Genomic DNA, 15940 nt, shown 5'->3' with positions numbered 1-15940 from the left:
TATCGACGTCGCCTCAGCGAAGCCGCGCCGTCACCTCAGCGGCACTTGACCTTACCGCGATCGATCGAGCGCCCGAGCAGCGCGCCGCCGCCCGCGCCCAGCAGCGTGCCGAGCGTGCCGCCGCCGACCAGGTTACCCAGCACGCCGCCGCCGACGCCGCCGATCACCAGACCGGTCGTGCCGTCGTTGCGCTTGCAATAAGCGCGGCCGTCGCGCCCGCGGTAGATCTGGTCATCGCGGCCGAGCGCGCGCTCGCGCCGGCTGCTGCCGCGGCGATAGTCGCGCGACGGGTCCCAGTTCCGGTCGTCGCCGTGCCAGCGATAGTCGCGGTCGCGGTCGCTGCGCTGCGCCTGCGCGGCGGGGGCGAGCATCGGGGTAGTGGCGGTGGCGAGCGCCAGCGCGGCGAGCAGGGCCTTCTTCATGGCATGTGTCTCCTTCTGCCGCCCACGAACGTCGCAGGCGGCGAGGAGTTCACTTCGATCAGGCCGGGACCGTATCGTGGCGGGGCAGCGGCGTCATCGTGCCGTCCGGCTCGAGCATGTTCTCGCGCTTAGCGACGATCAGCGGCACCAGCAGCTGCCCCGCGACGTTCACCGCGGTGCGGCCCATGTCGATGATCGGGTCGACCGCGAGCAGCAGCCCCGCGCCCTCGAGCGGCAGTCCGAGCGTGGTGAGCGTGAGCGTCAGCATCACGAGCGCGCCGGTCAGCCCCGCGGTCGCCGCCGAGCCGATCACCGAGACCAGCGCCACCAGCACATAGTCCGAGGCATGCAGCGCGATGCCGTAATATTGCGCGACGAACAGCGCCGCCACCGCGGGGTAGACCGCGGCGCAGCCGTCCATCTTGGTGGTCGCGGCGAAGGGGACCGCGAAGGCGGCATAGTCGCGCGGCACGCCGGCGCGCTCGGCCGCGTCCTCGGTGACGGGCAGCGTCGCGATCGACGAGCGCGACACGAAGCCGAGCTGGATCGCGGGCCAGGCGGTGGCGAAGAAGCGCGTCACCGACAACCGGTTGAGCGCGAGCAGCGCGGGGTAGACGAGGAACAGCACCAGCGCGAGCCCGAGGTACACCGCCCCCGCGAAGCTGCCGAGCGCCGCGAGCGAGGACCAGCCGTAGCGCACGATCGCGGCGCCGATCAGCCCGGCGGTGCCGATCGGGGTCAGCTTCACCACCCAGCGCAGCAGCCGGCGGAAGATCGCGAGCAGCGAGGCGTTGGCGGCGAGGAAGGCGCTCCCCGCCTCGCCGACGTTGACCGCCGCCGCGCCGACCGCGATCGCGACGACGATCAGCTGGAGCACGTTGAACCCCAGCTTGGTGGTGGCGCCACCGTCGGCGAGCTTGGTGCTCGCCTCGATCCCGAGGAAGTTGCCCGGGATGAGTCCGCGCAGGAAGTCGAGCCACGAGCCGGTGGTGGCGGGCAGAGCGGCGGCGGACGGATCGACCCCGCTGCGTACGCCGGGCTCGAGCAATGTGCCGAGCGTGAGCCCGATCGTCACCGCGATCAGCGCGGTGACCGCGAACCACAGCAAGGTCTGGACCACGAGCCGGGCGGCGTTGCCGAGATCGCGCAGCGCCGCGATCGAGGCGACGATGGCGGTGAACACGAGCGGCACCACCAATGCCTTGAGCAGCTGGACGAAGCTGTCGCCGGTGAGGCGCAGCGCCTCGGCCAGGGCCGGCAGGTCGCGCGCCGCGAAGCCGAGCGCGACGCCGATCGCCATGCCGGCGAACACCTGCACGGTGAAGGAAGGGGTCTTCATCGTGCCGAGGTGCGATCCCCGATCGCGCTTCGCCAGCAACTTTCCGTTTCAATCGGGCGAGCGGGGCTTGGGCGCGCTGCGTCGCACCCAAGAAAATGCTGCGTGGCACCCAGGCCATCGGTCTGTTAGCCCCTCGCCATGCCCGTCTCTGCCGCCCGCTCCGCCCGCGAGATCCTGGTCAACCTGCACGATGTGATGGCGGCGCGATCGAACGCGCAGGCCAAGCTCAACTCGGTGGTCGAGATCATCGGCGAGGCGCTGGATAGCGAGGTGTGCTCGATCTACCTGCTGCGCGAGGGCGTGCTGGAGCTGTTCGCCACCCGCGGCCTCGCGCCCGAGGCGGTGCACGTCACCAAGCTGGCGCTGGGCGAGGGTCTCGTCGGCACGATCGCCAAGAACAACGAGGTGCTCAACCTCGACGAGGCGGCGAGCCATCCCGATTTCGCGTACAAGCCCGAGACCGGCGAGGATCGCTACCACAGTTTCGCGGGCGTCCCGATCATCCGCCGCGAGCGCGCGGTCGGCGTGCTCGCGGTGCAGCACGCCGATCCGCGCAAGTACGAGGACGTCGAGATCGAGGCGCTGCAGACGGTGGCGATGGTGCTGTCCGAGCTGATCGCGAACGCCGGGCTGATCGACCAGGGCGGACCGAGCGACCGCCCGCAGTCGACCGGCTCGACGCGGATCGGCGGGCAGAAACTGGTCGACGGCATGGCGGTGGGCTGCGCGGTGTTCCACCAGCCGCGCATCCACATCGAGCATACCGTCGCGGAGGATACCGAGGCCGAGCGCCACCGCGTCTATGCCGCGTTCGACAAGATGCGCGAGCAGATCGACCGCATCGCGCGCGAGGCCGAGTTCGGCGTCGGCGACGAGCATCAGGAGGTGATCGCCACCTACAAGATGTTCGCCTATGACGAGGGCTGGGCGCGCCGCATCAACGAGGCGATCGACAGCGGGCTGACCGCCGAGGCCGCGATCGAGCGGGTGCAGCAGCGCACCCGCCAGCGCATGCGCGAGATCGACGATCCGCTGCTCGCCGACCGCATGCACGACTTGGAAGACCTGTCCAACCGGCTGCTCCGCATCGTCTCGGGGCAGATGGGGACCGCGGCGCAGCTCGGCCTTCGGCAGGACACGATCCTGATCGCGCGCAACCTCGGGCCGGCCGAGCTGCTCGAATATGACCGCCGCCGGCTCAAGGGCGTGGTGCTGGAGGAGGGGTCGCTCACCGCGCATGTCACGATCGTCGCGCGCGCGATGGGCGTGCCGGTGCTCGGGCGCGTGCGCGACGTGCGCCGGCTGATCGCCGAGGGCGACGCGCTGCTGCTCGACGTCACCGAGGGCACGCTGACGGTGCGCCCGACCGCGGCGATGGAGGAGGCGTTCGAGGCCAAGGTCGCGGCGCGGCAGAAGCGCAAGGCCGCCTATGCCGCGCTGCGCGACCTCGCGCCCGAGACGCGTGATGGCCACCGCGTGACGGTGATGGTCAATGCCGGGCTGCGCGACGATGTCGCGGTGCTCGACCTGACCGGCGCGGACGGGATCGGGCTGTTTCGCACCGAGTTCCAGTTCCTCGTCTCCGCCACGCTGCCCCAGCGCGAGCGCCAGCAGCGGCTGTATCGCGAGGTGCTCGACGCCTCGGGATCGCGCCCGGTGATCTTCCGCACGGTCGATATCGGCGGCGACAAGGCGCTGCCCTATCTGACCCACACCGGCGAGGAGGAGAATCCGGCGATGGGCTGGCGCGCGCTGCGGCTGGCGCTGGAGCGCGACGGGCTGATGAAGGCGCAGGCGCGCGCGCTGCTGGAGGCGGGCGCGGGCCGCACGCTCAACGTCATGTTCCCGATGGTGTCCGAGCCGTGGGAGTTCGACGAGGCCAAGGCGCTGTTCGAGGCGCAGCGCGCCTTCCTCCACCAGCGCAACAAGCGGCTGCCGCTGGAGGTGCGCTACGGCGCGATGCTCGAGGTGCCCGCGCTCGCCTATCAGCTCGACGTGCTGCTGCCCAACATCGACTTCCTGTCGATCGGCACCAACGACCTCACCCAGTTCCTCTTCGCCGCCGACCGCGCCAATCCTAAGCTGGCCGATCGCTACGACTGGCTGTCGGGCTCGATCCTGCGCTTCCTGCGCCGCGTGATCGTGCCCGCGCGCGAGGCCGGCGTGCCGGTCGCGGTGTGCGGCGAGATGGGCGGGCGGCCGCTGGAAGCCATGGCGCTGATCGGGATCGGGCTCGACCGGCTCTCGATCACGCCGGCGGCGGTGGGGCCGGTCAAGGCGATGATCCGCACGCTCGACCGCGCCGCGCTGACCGCCTTCATGGACGAGCTGCTGGTCCGCCCGCCGCGCGACATGCGCGGCGCGCTCGCCGCCTGGGCGGCCGAGCGCGGGGTCGAGCTGGCGTGAGGTCGCGACGAATCGAGTCGAATCGGGTGAAGCCCCTCTGTTGACACTGTTGCTCGTGTTTGGAACACGAACGCACGCCCGCATGAACGCTGTGGGCGCGGGGCGGAGAGAAGAATGAGCGACGGCGAGCTACCCGCACAGGCACCGGCGCCCGGCTCCGTCGGCGCGCGGCTGCGCGCGGCGCGCGAGGCGCAGGGGCTGTCGCTCGCCGAGGTCGCGGCGCGCACGCGCGTGACGCAGCGCTTCCTAGAGGCGCTCGAGATGGACCGGCTCGACCTGCTGCCCTCGCCCACCTACGCCTCGGGCTTCGCGCGCGCCTATGCCCGCGCCGTCGGGCTCGACCAGGCCGACGTCGGCCGCGCCATCCGCGGCGAGCTCGCGCGCGGCGCGATGCCGCTGCGCCAGCACCATATCGAGGAGATCGCCGACCCGTCGCGCGCGCCCTCGCGCGGGCTGGTGATCGTCGCCGCCGGGCTCGCGCTGGCGGTGCTGGTGCTGGGCGTGCTGTGGCTCTCCACCGGCATGTTCCGCGGCACCACCGAGCAGGCGCCCGAGGCGACGCCGAGCGCGCAGGTCGCCTCCAGCAAGGAGGTGCCGCCGCCCGCGCCGACCCCCGCCGCCACCGGCAAGGTGGTGCTGACCGCGCGCACCGAGGTGTGGATGCGCGTGTATGACGGCGCCAAGCAGCGCCTATTCGAGGGCACGATGAAGCCGGGCCAGTCGTTCGAGGTGCCCGCGGGCACCGACCGTCCGATGATCAACGTCGGCCGCCCCGACCAGCTCACCGTGACGGTCGACGGCCGCGAGGTCGCGCCGCTCGGGGATGGCAAGCGCGCGATCAAGGACGTCGGCATCAGCGCCGAGGCGCTCGCCGCGCGCGGCCTGCCCGCCCCGGCGCCGAGCGCGAGCACCACCCCGCCGGCGACCGCCGCGAACACGACGACGGCGCGGGGCGACGCGGGCCAGCTCGCGGCGTTCCGCGACGTCGCACGATGAGGGTCGGGTGCTCGGACCAGCACCAGGGTCGCGCGAGCGATCGGAGGCACCGCCTCGCCGCGCGGTCATCACACCGTACGTGATCCGGGGTACGCGGTGCCGCGCACGCCACCACCGCGGCGTGCGCGGGAAGATGAATCCCGGAGCAAGTCCGGGGGCGGCGGGTTGGTGACGAGGGGCGCGCGTCGGAGTAGCGGGTGCCGGCGCTCTCGCGACTGAGACCATGCCGCGCTTCACCGTGGCGACAGCTCGCTTCTATAGAGAGGTGCGATAGGTGCGCACCGGGGACTGACTATGATGACCAAGTGGATGGCGGGCAGCGCGCTGGCGCTGGTGGTGGCGGGATCGATCGCGACGCCGGCGGCGGCGCAGATCGAGGGTCGCGTCGGCAAGCTCGAGGCGGAGATGCGCGCGGTGCAGCGGAAGGTGTTTCCCGGCGGCGTCGGCGCGATGGTGGAGCCGCAGATCGCGCCCTCGACCGCGCCGGTCGACGCCGCGGGGGTGCCGGCCACCAGCGCGCTGACCGACATCACCGCGCGGGTCACCTCGCTCGAGCAGCAGATGGCGAGCATGACCGGGCAGATCGAGCAGACCCAGTACAAGCTGCGCCAGCTCGAGCAGCAGTTCGAGGATTATCGCAAGGCGACCGACGCCAAGCTGACCCAGCCGGTCGCGCCCGCGCCGACGCCGGGTGCGGACGCCGCTGGTGGCCCCGCAGTGACGGTGCCGCAGGCGCCGGAGCCGGTGAACGGCGGCGCGGCCGCCGGGGCCGCCGCGCCGAGCAGCGCCGACCCCGCCGAGGACGCCTATCTCGCCGGCTACCGCCTGTGGCAGTCGCGCGACTATCCCGCGGCCGAGGCGCAGTTGAAGAAGGTGGTGGCCACCTACCCCAAGCACCGCCGCGCCAGCTTCGCGCAGAACCTGCTCGGCCGCGCCTATCTCGACGAGGGCAAGCCGAGCCTGGCGTCGATCGCTTTCTACGACAATTACAAGAAATTCCCCGACGGCGAGCGCGCGCCCGACAGCCTCTATTATCTCGGCACCGCGCTGCTCAAGCTCGACAAGCCCGCGGACGCCTGCAAGGTCTATGGCGAGCTGACCGATGTCTATGGCGACAAGATCTCGCCCGGGCTCAAGGCCGATGTCGCCAAGGCGCGCACCGCCGCCAAGTGCAAGTGAGCTGAACGTGACGCCGCTGCCCGCGGCGGCGGTGGCGCGCTTCGGCGACGACCTGCGCCGCGGGCTGGCGCGCGCGCACGGCGTGGCGGCGGTCGAGCGCGTCGGCCGGGTCGGCGTGGCGGTATCGGGCGGACCCGACTCGGTCGCGCTGCTGCTGCTCGCTGCCGCGGCTCGGCCGGGCGAGGTGGTCGCGGCGACGGTCGACCACCGGCTCCGCCCCGCCGGTGCCGACGAGGCGGCGATGGTCTCTGCGCTGTGCGAGCGACTCCGCGTGCCGCACGCCACGCTCGTCCCCGCGACGCCGATCGTCGGCAGCTCGCTCCAGCGGCGCGCGCGCGAGGCGCGGTACGCCGCGCTGACCGGCTGGGCCGCACGCGAGCGGGTCGACGCTTTGCTCACCGCGCACCACGCCGACGACCAGGCGGAGACGCTGCTGATGCGGCTCAACCGCGCCTCGGGGCTCACCGGACTGAGCGCGATCCGGGCAGCGCGGCGCGAGGGCGCGACGCTGCTGCTGCGCCCGCTGCTCGCGTGGCGGCGCGCCGAGCTGCGCGCGCTGGTGGAGGCATCGGGCGCCCCGTTCGTCGACGACCCCTCCAACGCCGACCCGCGACACGATCGCACCCGCGTCCGGGCCGCGCTCGCCGCCACGCCGGCGCTCGACCCGGCGGCGCTCGCCGCCGCGGCCGGCTATCTCGCCGAGGCAGAGGAGGTGATCGCGCGACAAGCCGACTCGCTCTGGGCAGCGCGCTGGCACGGGCCCGACCGGCCGCTGGCGATCGCCGACGAGCCGCGCGAGCTGCGCCGCCGCCTGCTCCGCCGCGCGCTCCACGCGATTCGGGCGGAGCGCGCGATCGCCCGGCCCGCGTTCACCGATTCGTCCAATATCGAGCCACTGCTCGACGCGCTCGAGGCACGGCGCGGCGCGGTTCACGCCGGCATCAAGGTAGAAGTGCGCGCGTACGGCTGGATTTTTCACGTAGCACCGCCGCGTCGATCACTCTGACCGACGCTGTTCCATTGCCATTAACCCGTCGTGGCTTACATTGTGTTCGTTGGAAAGGTACCCGATGAACGACAACGACAGGCAGCGCGGGAACGGCGGCGGCGACAATGGCGGCGGCGGCAACCCTAACCCCTGGATGAAGAGCCTGCTGATCTGGGTCGGCGTGCTGCTCTCGCTGGCGGTGGTGGTGACGCTGTTCGACGGTCGCACGACGACGGCGCAGGGCAATACCGTGGCCTACTCCACCTTCCTCGACAAGGTCGACGAGGGCACGGTGAAGGACGTCAACGTCAGCCGTGACATCATCACGGGCAGCTTCTCGAACGGCGACAAGTTCCGCACCTATCCGGTGCAGGACTCCGGCCTGATCGAGCGGCTGCGCAAGGCGGGCGTGGAGGTAGCGGGCAAGCCGGAGGAGGGCCCGTCGATCTGGATGGTGCTGCTCTACCAGTCGCTGCCTTTCCTGCTGTTCCTCGGCATCGCCTTCTTCGTGCTGCGGCAGATGCAGAAGGGCGGCGGCGCGGGCGGCGCGATGGGCTTCGGCAAGAGCCGCGCGCGCATGCTGACGCAGAAGGAAGGCAAGGTCACCTTCGACGATGTCGCCGGCATCGACGAGGCGCGCGCCGAGCTCACCGAGATCGTCGACTTCCTCAAGGATCCCACCAAGTTCGCGCGCCTGGGCGGTAAGATCCCCAAGGGCGCGCTGCTGGTCGGCTCGCCCGGCACCGGCAAGACGCTGCTGGCGCGCGCGATCGCGGGCGAGGCGGGCGTGCCCTTCTTCACCATCTCGGGCTCGGACTTCGTCGAGATGTTCGTCGGCGTCGGCGCCAGCCGCGTGCGCGACATGTTCGAGCAGGCCAAGAAGTCGGCGCCGTGCATCGTCTTCATCGACGAGATCGACGCGGTGGGTCGCCACCGCGGTGCCGGGCTGGGCAACGGCAACGACGAGCGCGAGCAGACGCTCAACCAGCTGCTGGTCGAGATGGACGGCTTCGAGGCCAATGAGGGGATCATCATCGTCGCGGCGACCAACCGCCCCGACGTGCTCGACCCCGCGCTGCTGCGCCCGGGCCGGTTCGACCGGCAGGTCGTGGTGCCGCGTCCCGACATCGACGGCCGCGTGAAGATCCTCGAGGTCCACATGAAGAAGGTGCCGTTGGCACCCGACGTCGACGCGCGGGTGATCGCGCGCGGCACGCCGGGCTTCTCGGGCGCCGATCTCGCCAACCTCGTCAACGAGGCCGCGCTGATGGCGGCGCGCAAGGGCAAGCGCCTGGTCGCGATGGCCGAGTTCGAGGAGGCCAAGGACAAGGTCATGATGGGCGCCGAGCGCCGCTCGATGGTGATGACCGAGGACGAGAAGCGCATGACCGCCTATCACGAGGCGGGGCACGCGATCGTGGCGCTGCACGAGCCCGCGTCGGACCCGATCCACAAGGCGACGATCATCCCGCGCGGTCGCGCCTTGGGCATGGTGATGCGCCTGCCCGAGCGTGACAGCTACAGCTACCACCGCGACAAGATGTACGCGAACCTGGCGGTGGCGATGGGCGGGCGCGTCGCCGAGGAAGTGATCTTCGGCTACGACAAGGTGTCGAGCGGCGCGAGCGGCGACATCCAGTACGCCACCGGGCTGGCGCGCGACATGGTCACCAAGTGGGGCATGTCGGACAAGGTCGGGCCGGTCGAGTACGCCCAGCCCGAGGGCGAGAGCTTCCTCGGTTACTCGTCGAGCCAGCCGGTGCGGATGTCCAACTCCACCGCGCAGCTGATCGACGACGAGATCAAGGCGATCGTCGAGGGCGGGCTGCATCGCGCCAAGCAGGTGCTGACCGACCATCTCGACCAGCTCCACTCGCTCGCCGGCGCGCTGCTCGAATATGAGACGCTGACGGGTGAGGAGATCAAACGCCTGATCGCGGGCGACGACATCGGCCGCGCCGACCAGGGTCCCAAGGCGCCGGCGGTGCCGGCGGCGGGGACGTCGATCCCGAAGACGAAGCGCCCGTCGGGGCCGTTCGGGAGCGCGTCGCCCGCCGGCGCGTGAGGCGCTCACGAGCGAGGAGACGGGGAGGGCGGCCTGCGGGTCGCCCTTTCTTTTTGGGGGAGGGAAGGTGCGGCCTTTCCACCTACCTTCCGTCGTCCCGAACTGGTTCCGGGATCCACCGCGCCGCACACCCATGCGCCCGCAGGTTCGCGGGCGGGTGGATCCCGCAACAAGTCCGGGATGACGACCCTCCTTGGGCCGCTAGGCCGCGGCCCTTCCCATCGCGCTCCATCGTGCTCCCGCGCACGCGGGAGCCCAGGGCGTCGAGCGGCATCGCCGGTGGCTTCGGGCTCCTGCGTGCGCAGGAGCACGTCCCAGAATAGGGTGCGCGAGCGAGCAGCACCGCTCATCATCCCCCTCACCCGGAAGCGGCGACGATCGCGATCCAGCCCGCCTCGTCGACGACGCGGATGCCGAGCTCGGCCGCCTTCTTCGCCTTCGACCCAGCACCCGGCCCTGCCACCAGCAGGTCGGTCTTCTTTGACACCGAACCCGAGACGTGCGCGCCGAGCGACTCGGCCTGCGCCTTGGCCTCGTCGCGGCTGAGCGTCTCCAGCGTGCCGGTGAAGACGACGGTCTTGCCCGACACCTCGGACGCGACGGTCTCGACACGGAAGTCGGGTGGCGACACCTCGGCGAGCAGGTCGTCCCACACCGCGCGGTTGTGCGGCTCGTGGAAGAAGTCGGCGAGCGCGTGGCCCACCGCGGCGCCGATATTCTCCACCCCGATCAGCTCGGCGATCGCCTTGTCGAGCCGGGTACGCAGCCGGCCCTCGTCCTCGCCGAGCGCGGCGGTCGTGCGCTCGCGCAGTCCGATCAGCTCGTCGGCCAGCGCCGCGACGGCGGGCAGGGTGACATAATGTTTGAGCAGGTCGCGCGCGGTGACGATGCCGATATGGCGGATGCCCAGCCCGAACAGCAGCCGCGCCGCGTCGGGCTGGCGCCGCGCCTCGATCGCGGCGAGCAGCGCGTCGACCGACCGGGCCTGCCAGCCCTCGCGCCCGACCAGCTTCTCGCGGTGCGCGGTGAGGCGGAAGATGTCGGCGGGCTCCGCGATCCAGCCGAGCGCGACGAATTCCACCAGCGTCTTCTCGCCCAGCCCGTCGATGTCGAGCGCGCCGCGGCCGACGAAATGCTTGAGCCGCTCGAGCCGCTGCGCCGGGCAGATCAGCCCCCCGGTGCAGCGCACGTCGACCTCGCCCTCCTCGGCCACCGCCTCGCTGCCGCAGCGCGGGCAATGGTCGGGGAAGACGTAGGGGGCGCGCTCGGCGTCGCGCGGCAGCACCTCGACGATCTGGGGGATGACGTCCCCGGCGCGCTGGAGCAGCACGCGGTCGCCGACGCGCGCGTCGAGCCGAGCGATCTCGTCGCGGTTGTGCAGCGTGGCGTTGGTGACGACCACGCCGCCGACCGTCACGGGGGTGAGCCGCGCGACGGGGGTGAGCTTGCCGGTGCGGCCGACCTGGATGTCGATCGCCTCGAGCACGGTCTCGGCGCGCTCGGCGGGAAATTTGTGCGCGATGGCCCAGCGCGGCGCGCGCCCGACGCTGCCCAGCCGCTGCTGATAGTCGAGCCGGTCGACCTTGTAGACCACGCCGTCGATGTCGAACGGCAGATCGGCGCGCTGGTGCTCGATCGCGCGATAGACCGCCAGCGCGGCCGCGGCGTCGTCGCAGCGCGCGAAGGCGTCGGCGATCGGGAAGCCCCAGGCGCGCAGCGCGGCGACGATCGCTTCCTGCGTGTCGCCTGGCACTGCGCTCGCCTCACCCCAGCCGTGCGCGAGGAAGCGCAGCGGGCGCGCCTGTGTCACCGCGGCATCCTTCTGGCGCAGCGAGCCCGCCGCGGCGTTGCGCGGGTTGGCGAAGCGCCGCGCCTCCTTGCCGCTCGCCGCGGCCTCGGCGGCGAGCCGCTGATTGAGCGCGGCGAAGGCCGCCTTCTCCATATAGACCTCGCCGCGCACCTCGAAGACGGCGGGCGCGTCGTCGGGGAGCGTGCGGGGAATGTCCGCGATCGTCAGTACGTTGGCGGTGACGTCCTCGCCGGTGGTGCCGTCGCCGCGGGTCAGTGCCTGGACCAGCCGGCGCGCCTCGTAGCGCAGCGAGCAGGACAGGCCGTCGATCTTGGGCTCGGCGGTGAGCGCGACCGGCTCGTCGTCGGCCAGCCGCAGGAACCGGCGCACGCGGCGGACGAATTCCTCCACCTCCTCGTCGGCGAAGGCGTTGTCGAGGCTCATCATCGGCCGCGCGTGCGCGACCTTGGCGAGGTGCGCGGCGGGCGCGGCGCCGACCTGGCGGCTGGGCGAGTCGGCGCGGATCAGCGCGGGGAAGGCGGCCTCGATCGCGGCGTTGCGGCGGACCAGCGCGTCATAATCGGCGTCGCTGATCTCTGGGGCATCGTGGGTGTGGTAGCGCTCGTTGTGATAGGCGATCTCGCGCGCGAGCCGCTCGAGCTCGGCGGCGGCGTCGGTCTCGGTGCTGGGCAGCGGCGCGTCGGTCATGCCGGATGGGTAAGCGGGGCGTGACGGCGGGTCTAGGGGGAGGCGGGCCGGCGCCGCACCGCAGCCCGGTTACCCATACTTCGTCATTCCCGCGCAGGCGGGAACCTAGACGCGCGGACGGTGCGGTAAGAGGCGCGACGTCAGCGCTTCTGGATCCCCGCCTGCGCGGGGATGACGCAATAGGGGCACGCGCGCGCGCCGGCCTCAGGCCGCGGCGAGCTGGTTCGCGGTGGCGTCGGCCAGGCTGGTGCCGTCGAGGATGCGCGCGGTCTCGTCGCGCACGCGCATCATGGCGTGGCGGATCGCGCACTCGGCCTCGCTCTTGCAGTCCTTGCACGAGCGATAGGCAGTGCGGCTGACGCAGGGCACCAGCGCGAGCGGCCCCTCGATCACGCGGATCACCTCGCCGAGCGAGATCAGATGCGCCGGGCGCGACAGGACATAGCCGCCCATCTTGCCGCGATGGCTGTGGAGCAGGCCGGCGTCGCGCAGGTCGGCGAGGATCAGCTCGAGGAACTTGCGCGGGACGTTGGCCTCGGCGGCGATCCGGGTCATCGGGATCGGCGGCGATCCGGCCGGCGCGCCCGCCAGGAACAGCATGGAGCGAAGGGCGTAACGGGACCGCTGGGTGAGCATATCGCAGTATATACAGGGATATTGTGGCGGGCAAATGGCCATCCGGGGCTTTTCCCGCGACGAGCGTCGGCCTATATGAGTCACGTCGGGTTCTACCCGGCTATGGCGATAAACTGCGGCGTACAATAGGCGCAGCGGACCCGGGGGCAGTACCCGGCGGCTCCACCATCGCGGCTGCACGCAGCCGCGCTGACGGGGCCGAACCAGGATCGACGTGTGTTGAAAAGCGCTGTTTTCGCTCGGAATGGGACCACCGCAACGGCCCATTACACAAGTGCCAACGACAACGAAGCACTCGCGATTGCGGCGTAACTGACGGCCTAACGGCCTGACGTTACACCAAGAAAGCGCGGTCGGACCCCACCGGGCAACAGAAGGGGATTCCAGCGGTACGGGAGGCACCGGGCAACAGAAGCCTCCCACTGCTTCGCTCACAGATGGCGAAGGGGCCGTCGGCGGCGCGTGGGCAGCGGGCAGGTGGATCAAGTCCTCTACTCGCCTCCGTCCCTCCGTCGTTCCCGCGCGGGCGGAAGTCCGGACATGCTGGCGCCAGCGATCGAGCGGCGAGGTCAATGGTCATGGATCCGCGCCGTCGCCAAGATGACGACCGGCCGCATGCGCTGGCGGCGCACCGGGCTGGCTGGCGGCGCGGAGCGTGCGCGCGGTCGACGGCGCGGCGAATGCGTCTCGCTCATCCGCAGCGTCCCCTCGGTCGGCCGCGCGGCCACCGCGGTCACCGCGCGTCACCACAGCACGTTCCGTACTGGCTGGAGCGGCGCGGGCGCGTCGTGGCCGGCGGCCTGGAGCAGATCGATCTCGATCGTGCGACACATCGCGCTCAGTGGCACGTCGTGGACGGTGTTGGCGAAGGGGTCGACCAGATCGTCCGCCACCTGCAGGCCGGCGAGGAACATGAAGCCCGCCACCGACGAGCCGACCGGGGTCGCCCATTCCAGCGTCTCGACCAGCCCGAACGGCAGCAGCAGGCACAGCAGCTTGGCGAAGAACACCGGGAAGGTGCGGTACTGCGCCGGCAGCGGCGTGTTCTTGAGCCGCTCCATCCCGCCCTGCGCGTTGGCGATGTCGACCATCACGCGCTCGATCTGGGTCTGCTGGATCGTGTCGATCAGCCCCTCGCGGCGGATCTCGGCGATCATCCGCGTGGTGCCGTCGAGCAGCGCGTTGGCGGCGTTGGTGCGCGCCATCGCCTCGGCCGCGGCATCCGCGCCGAGCAGGCGCTCGATCTCGGGCGCGGGGTCCTGCCGCCGCAACTGGCAGCGCAGCGCGTGGACATAGGCGATCTGGCGCCGCACGATCAGCCGCTTCATCGCCGCCGCGGCGGGACTGTCGTCCGGCACGAAGCCCAGCACCGCGCGGGCGAGGCTGCGGGAGGCGTTGATCATCGCCCCCCACAAGGTTCGTCCCTCCCACCAGCGCTGATAGGCCGAGTTGGTGCGGAAGCCGAGAAACAGCCCGAGCACCGTGCCGAACAGCGTGATCGGCAGCGCCGGCGCGGCGAAGGGCAACGCGTAGTAGAAAAGAGTGACGGCGGAGTCCCACACGAACAGCACGGCGAGGGTTCGCCAGGCGGGGTAGAGCGTCTGCCTGATGCGCGGCGCGCGTCCGACGATCATTCGGCGGGCACTGCCCCGAGCGCGGCCTCCATCGCCACCGCCGCGTCGCGATCGTCGGCGCGCGCGATGATGTCGCCCAGCAGCTTGCGCGCGCCGAGCAGGAAGACCAGCGCCAGCGCCTTGACGAACTCGCCCGACAGCGCGGGTGCGAGCTCCTGCTGCATCCGCGCCACCGCGATCACCAGCAGGAGCGCGAACATCGCCAGCGGCAGCGCCTCGACGTCACGCCAACTGAGCGGCTCGTCGTGGTGCGTGTCGACCAGATAATGGATCATGCGTCGATCTCCGAGAGCGGGGCTCCCGCTGTCGGTTGCGACGCAGCATCGGGTCAACGCCGACGCGCGCCGGGAAACACTATGTCGTGCCCGCGTACCCGGTTATTTCTCCGGATCTCCGCTACATGTCCGGAACGTTGCTGCGCCGCGGCGTGAACATGTCCTGCTGCGACATCGGCGCCGGCTGGGCGTCAGCACCGGCGGAAGTCGAATCAGTCGTTCCCGAGCAGCGACGACTTGCGCGGGATCGTCTCCTCCACTGGTTGGCCCTTGTCGAGCGTGTCGCTCGGGCGCCGCGCGTCGCCCTCGCGCTGGTGCTCGGTGGAAAGGTTGGGCCGCTCGGTGAGCTCGGTCGGCTTGGTGTCGTCCTTGTCCATGCAGCGTCTCCTTCTTCGGTGAAACGGGTGAGGAAGGAGGCGCGTTCCGGACGAGCCGACGTCGCCGCGCCTCCGCCCGCCGCCCTTGGTATCGCCGATCGAGTCGAGTAGCGGCCGAGCGTGTCGGGACGGCGCCTCGGGGCGGCGTCCCGGAAGCGCGATCCCGACATGCGATCGTCAGGGGCTGGATCGCTGTCGGAGCCGACCGGCTGGGATCGTGTCGTGCGTGAGGATGTGCGTCGCGCCGTCGCCGCTCACGCGTCGATCCCGCCGCCGAGCGAGGCGTTGACCAGCCCGCCATCGACCGCGATCGTCTCGCCCACCACATAGTCCCCCGCGCGCGACGCAAGGAAGATCGCGGTGCCCGCCATGTCCTCCGCCTCGCCGATGCGCCGCGCCGGGATGCGCTTGGCCACCGCGTCGCCATGGTCGCGCGCGGCGCGGTTCATCTCGCTGGCGAAGGCGCCCGGCGCGATCGAGCTGACGTGGATGCCGTCCTCCACCAGCCGCGCCGCGAGACGTCGGGTGAGATGGATCAGCGCCGCCTTGGACGCCTGATAGCTGTACGTCTCCCAGGGGTTGAGCCGTAGCCCGTCGACCGAGGTGATGTTGATCACCTTGGCGGGCGGGTGCGCCGCCGCCCCGGCACGCAGCAGCGCATGCAGCGCCTGGGTCAGGAAGAACGGCGACTTGACGTTGAGGTCCATCACCTTGTCCCAGCCGCTCTCGGGGAAGTCGGTGAACGGCACGCCCCAGGCCGCGCCGGCGTTGTTGACGAGGACGTCGAGCCGCTGCTCGCGCTCGCCCAGCGCCGCGGCGAGCGCGCGGCAGCCCTCAACGGTCGACACGTCCATCGGCAGCGCGTGACAGCGGTCGCCCAGCGCGGCGGCGGTCTCCTCGCACGCCTCGGCCTTTCGGCTCGAGACGTAGACGGTGGCGCCCTGCGCGACGAAGCCCGCCGCGATCATCCGCCCGATGCCGCGGCTGCCCCCCGTCACGAGCGCGACCCGGCCGTCGAGCCGGAACAGATGATCGGTGTTCATGTGCCTCTCCTGTGTCGGGGAAGGGCACTCCTTCCCCTCTTCGTCGTCGCCGAGCGTGCGCCGCGGTCGTCCGCCCCGCGGCC

At 71.4% G+C, this 15940-nt stretch carries 13 protein-coding genes and 1 other RNA gene; 6 read left to right on the top strand and 8 right to left on the bottom strand.

The features are described from left to right. Positions 1-35: 35 nt before the first annotated feature. Together FHY05_RS13360 and FHY05_RS13355 are read right to left on the bottom strand one after the other, a co-directional pair. Positions 36-422 (bottom strand): glycine zipper 2TM domain-containing protein, encoded by a 387-nt coding sequence (locus tag FHY05_RS13360; protein WP_183944964.1) that lies wholly within the window; start codon positions 420-422, stop codon positions 36-38. A 58-nt stretch (positions 423-480) separates the two neighbouring features. Continuing rightward, positions 481-1761, bottom strand: a complete 1281-nt coding sequence (locus tag FHY05_RS13355; RefSeq protein ID WP_183944963.1) for a dicarboxylate/amino acid:cation symporter — start codon at positions 1759-1761, stop codon at positions 481-483. Between the two features lie 138 nt (positions 1762-1899). Between FHY05_RS13355 and ptsP the strand changes: the two genes are divergently transcribed. The 5 genes from ptsP (at position 1900) to ftsH (ending at position 9395) form a co-directional block, all read left to right on the top strand. Further along, on the top strand, positions 1900-4167 hold the full coding sequence (gene ptsP, locus FHY05_RS13350) for a phosphoenolpyruvate--protein phosphotransferase (RefSeq protein WP_183944962.1): 2268 nt from the start codon (positions 1900-1902) through the stop codon (positions 4165-4167). A gap of 114 nt (positions 4168-4281) precedes the next feature. Further along, complete coding sequence (locus tag FHY05_RS13345) at positions 4282-5163, top strand: helix-turn-helix domain-containing protein (protein WP_183944961.1); 882 nt, start codon at positions 4282-4284, stop codon at positions 5161-5163. Between the two features lie 297 nt (positions 5164-5460). After that, positions 5461-6342 (top strand): YbgF trimerization domain-containing protein, encoded by an 882-nt coding sequence (locus FHY05_RS13340; RefSeq protein WP_183944960.1) that lies wholly within the window; start codon positions 5461-5463, stop codon positions 6340-6342. A gap of 7 nt (positions 6343-6349) precedes the next feature. After that, a complete protein-coding gene (gene tilS, locus FHY05_RS13335; protein WP_183944959.1) occupies positions 6350-7348 on the top strand; it encodes a tRNA lysidine(34) synthetase TilS in 999 nt (332 codons plus the stop codon). A gap of 64 nt (positions 7349-7412) precedes the next feature. Then, positions 7413-9395, top strand: a complete 1983-nt coding sequence (ftsH, locus tag FHY05_RS13330; protein WP_308462256.1) for an ATP-dependent zinc metalloprotease FtsH — start codon at positions 7413-7415, stop codon at positions 9393-9395. Between the two features lie 358 nt (positions 9396-9753). Here the strand turns inward: ftsH and ligA are convergent, their stop codons facing one another. Beyond that, on the bottom strand, positions 9754-11892 hold the full coding sequence (gene ligA / locus FHY05_RS13325) for an NAD-dependent DNA ligase LigA (RefSeq protein ID WP_183944958.1): 2139 nt from the start codon (positions 11890-11892) through the stop codon (positions 9754-9756). A gap of 204 nt (positions 11893-12096) precedes the next feature. Beyond that, a complete protein-coding gene (locus tag FHY05_RS13320) occupies positions 12097-12528 on the bottom strand; it encodes an Rrf2 family transcriptional regulator (RefSeq protein ID WP_132908900.1) in 432 nt (143 codons plus the stop codon). Positions 12529-12573: 45 nt separating this feature from the next. Between FHY05_RS13320 and ssrA the strand changes: the two genes are divergently transcribed. Further along, positions 12574-12914: a transfer-messenger RNA gene (gene ssrA, locus FHY05_RS13315) on the top strand. 357 nt (positions 12915-13271) lie between these two features. Here the strand turns inward: ssrA and FHY05_RS13310 are convergent. The 4 genes from FHY05_RS13310 to FHY05_RS13295 form a co-directional block, all read right to left on the bottom strand. Beyond that, complete coding sequence (locus tag FHY05_RS13310) at positions 13272-14162, bottom strand: bestrophin family protein (RefSeq protein WP_183944957.1); 891 nt, start codon at positions 14160-14162, stop codon at positions 13272-13274. Beyond that, positions 14159-14437, bottom strand: a complete 279-nt coding sequence (locus FHY05_RS13305) for a hypothetical protein (RefSeq protein WP_183944956.1) — start codon at positions 14435-14437, stop codon at positions 14159-14161. Before FHY05_RS13305 ends, FHY05_RS13310 begins: the two co-directional genes overlap by 4 nt. A 212-nt stretch (positions 14438-14649) precedes the next feature. Next, positions 14650-14814 carry a hypothetical protein gene (locus FHY05_RS13300; protein WP_183944955.1) on the bottom strand — a complete coding sequence of 55 codons (165 nt, stop codon included), beginning with the start codon at positions 14812-14814 and terminating at the stop codon, positions 14650-14652. A 254-nt stretch (positions 14815-15068) separates the two neighbouring features. After that, positions 15069-15857, bottom strand: a complete 789-nt coding sequence (locus FHY05_RS13295; RefSeq protein ID WP_183944954.1) for an SDR family oxidoreductase — start codon at positions 15855-15857, stop codon at positions 15069-15071. Positions 15858-15940 lie beyond the last annotated feature (83 nt).

Origin of the sequence: Sphingomonas sp. BK580 (genome assembly GCF_014194975.1) — a bacterium.
Lineage (GTDB): Bacteria > Pseudomonadota > Alphaproteobacteria > Sphingomonadales > Sphingomonadaceae > Sphingomonas.
This window is presented reverse-complemented; position numbering and strand designations above follow the sequence as displayed.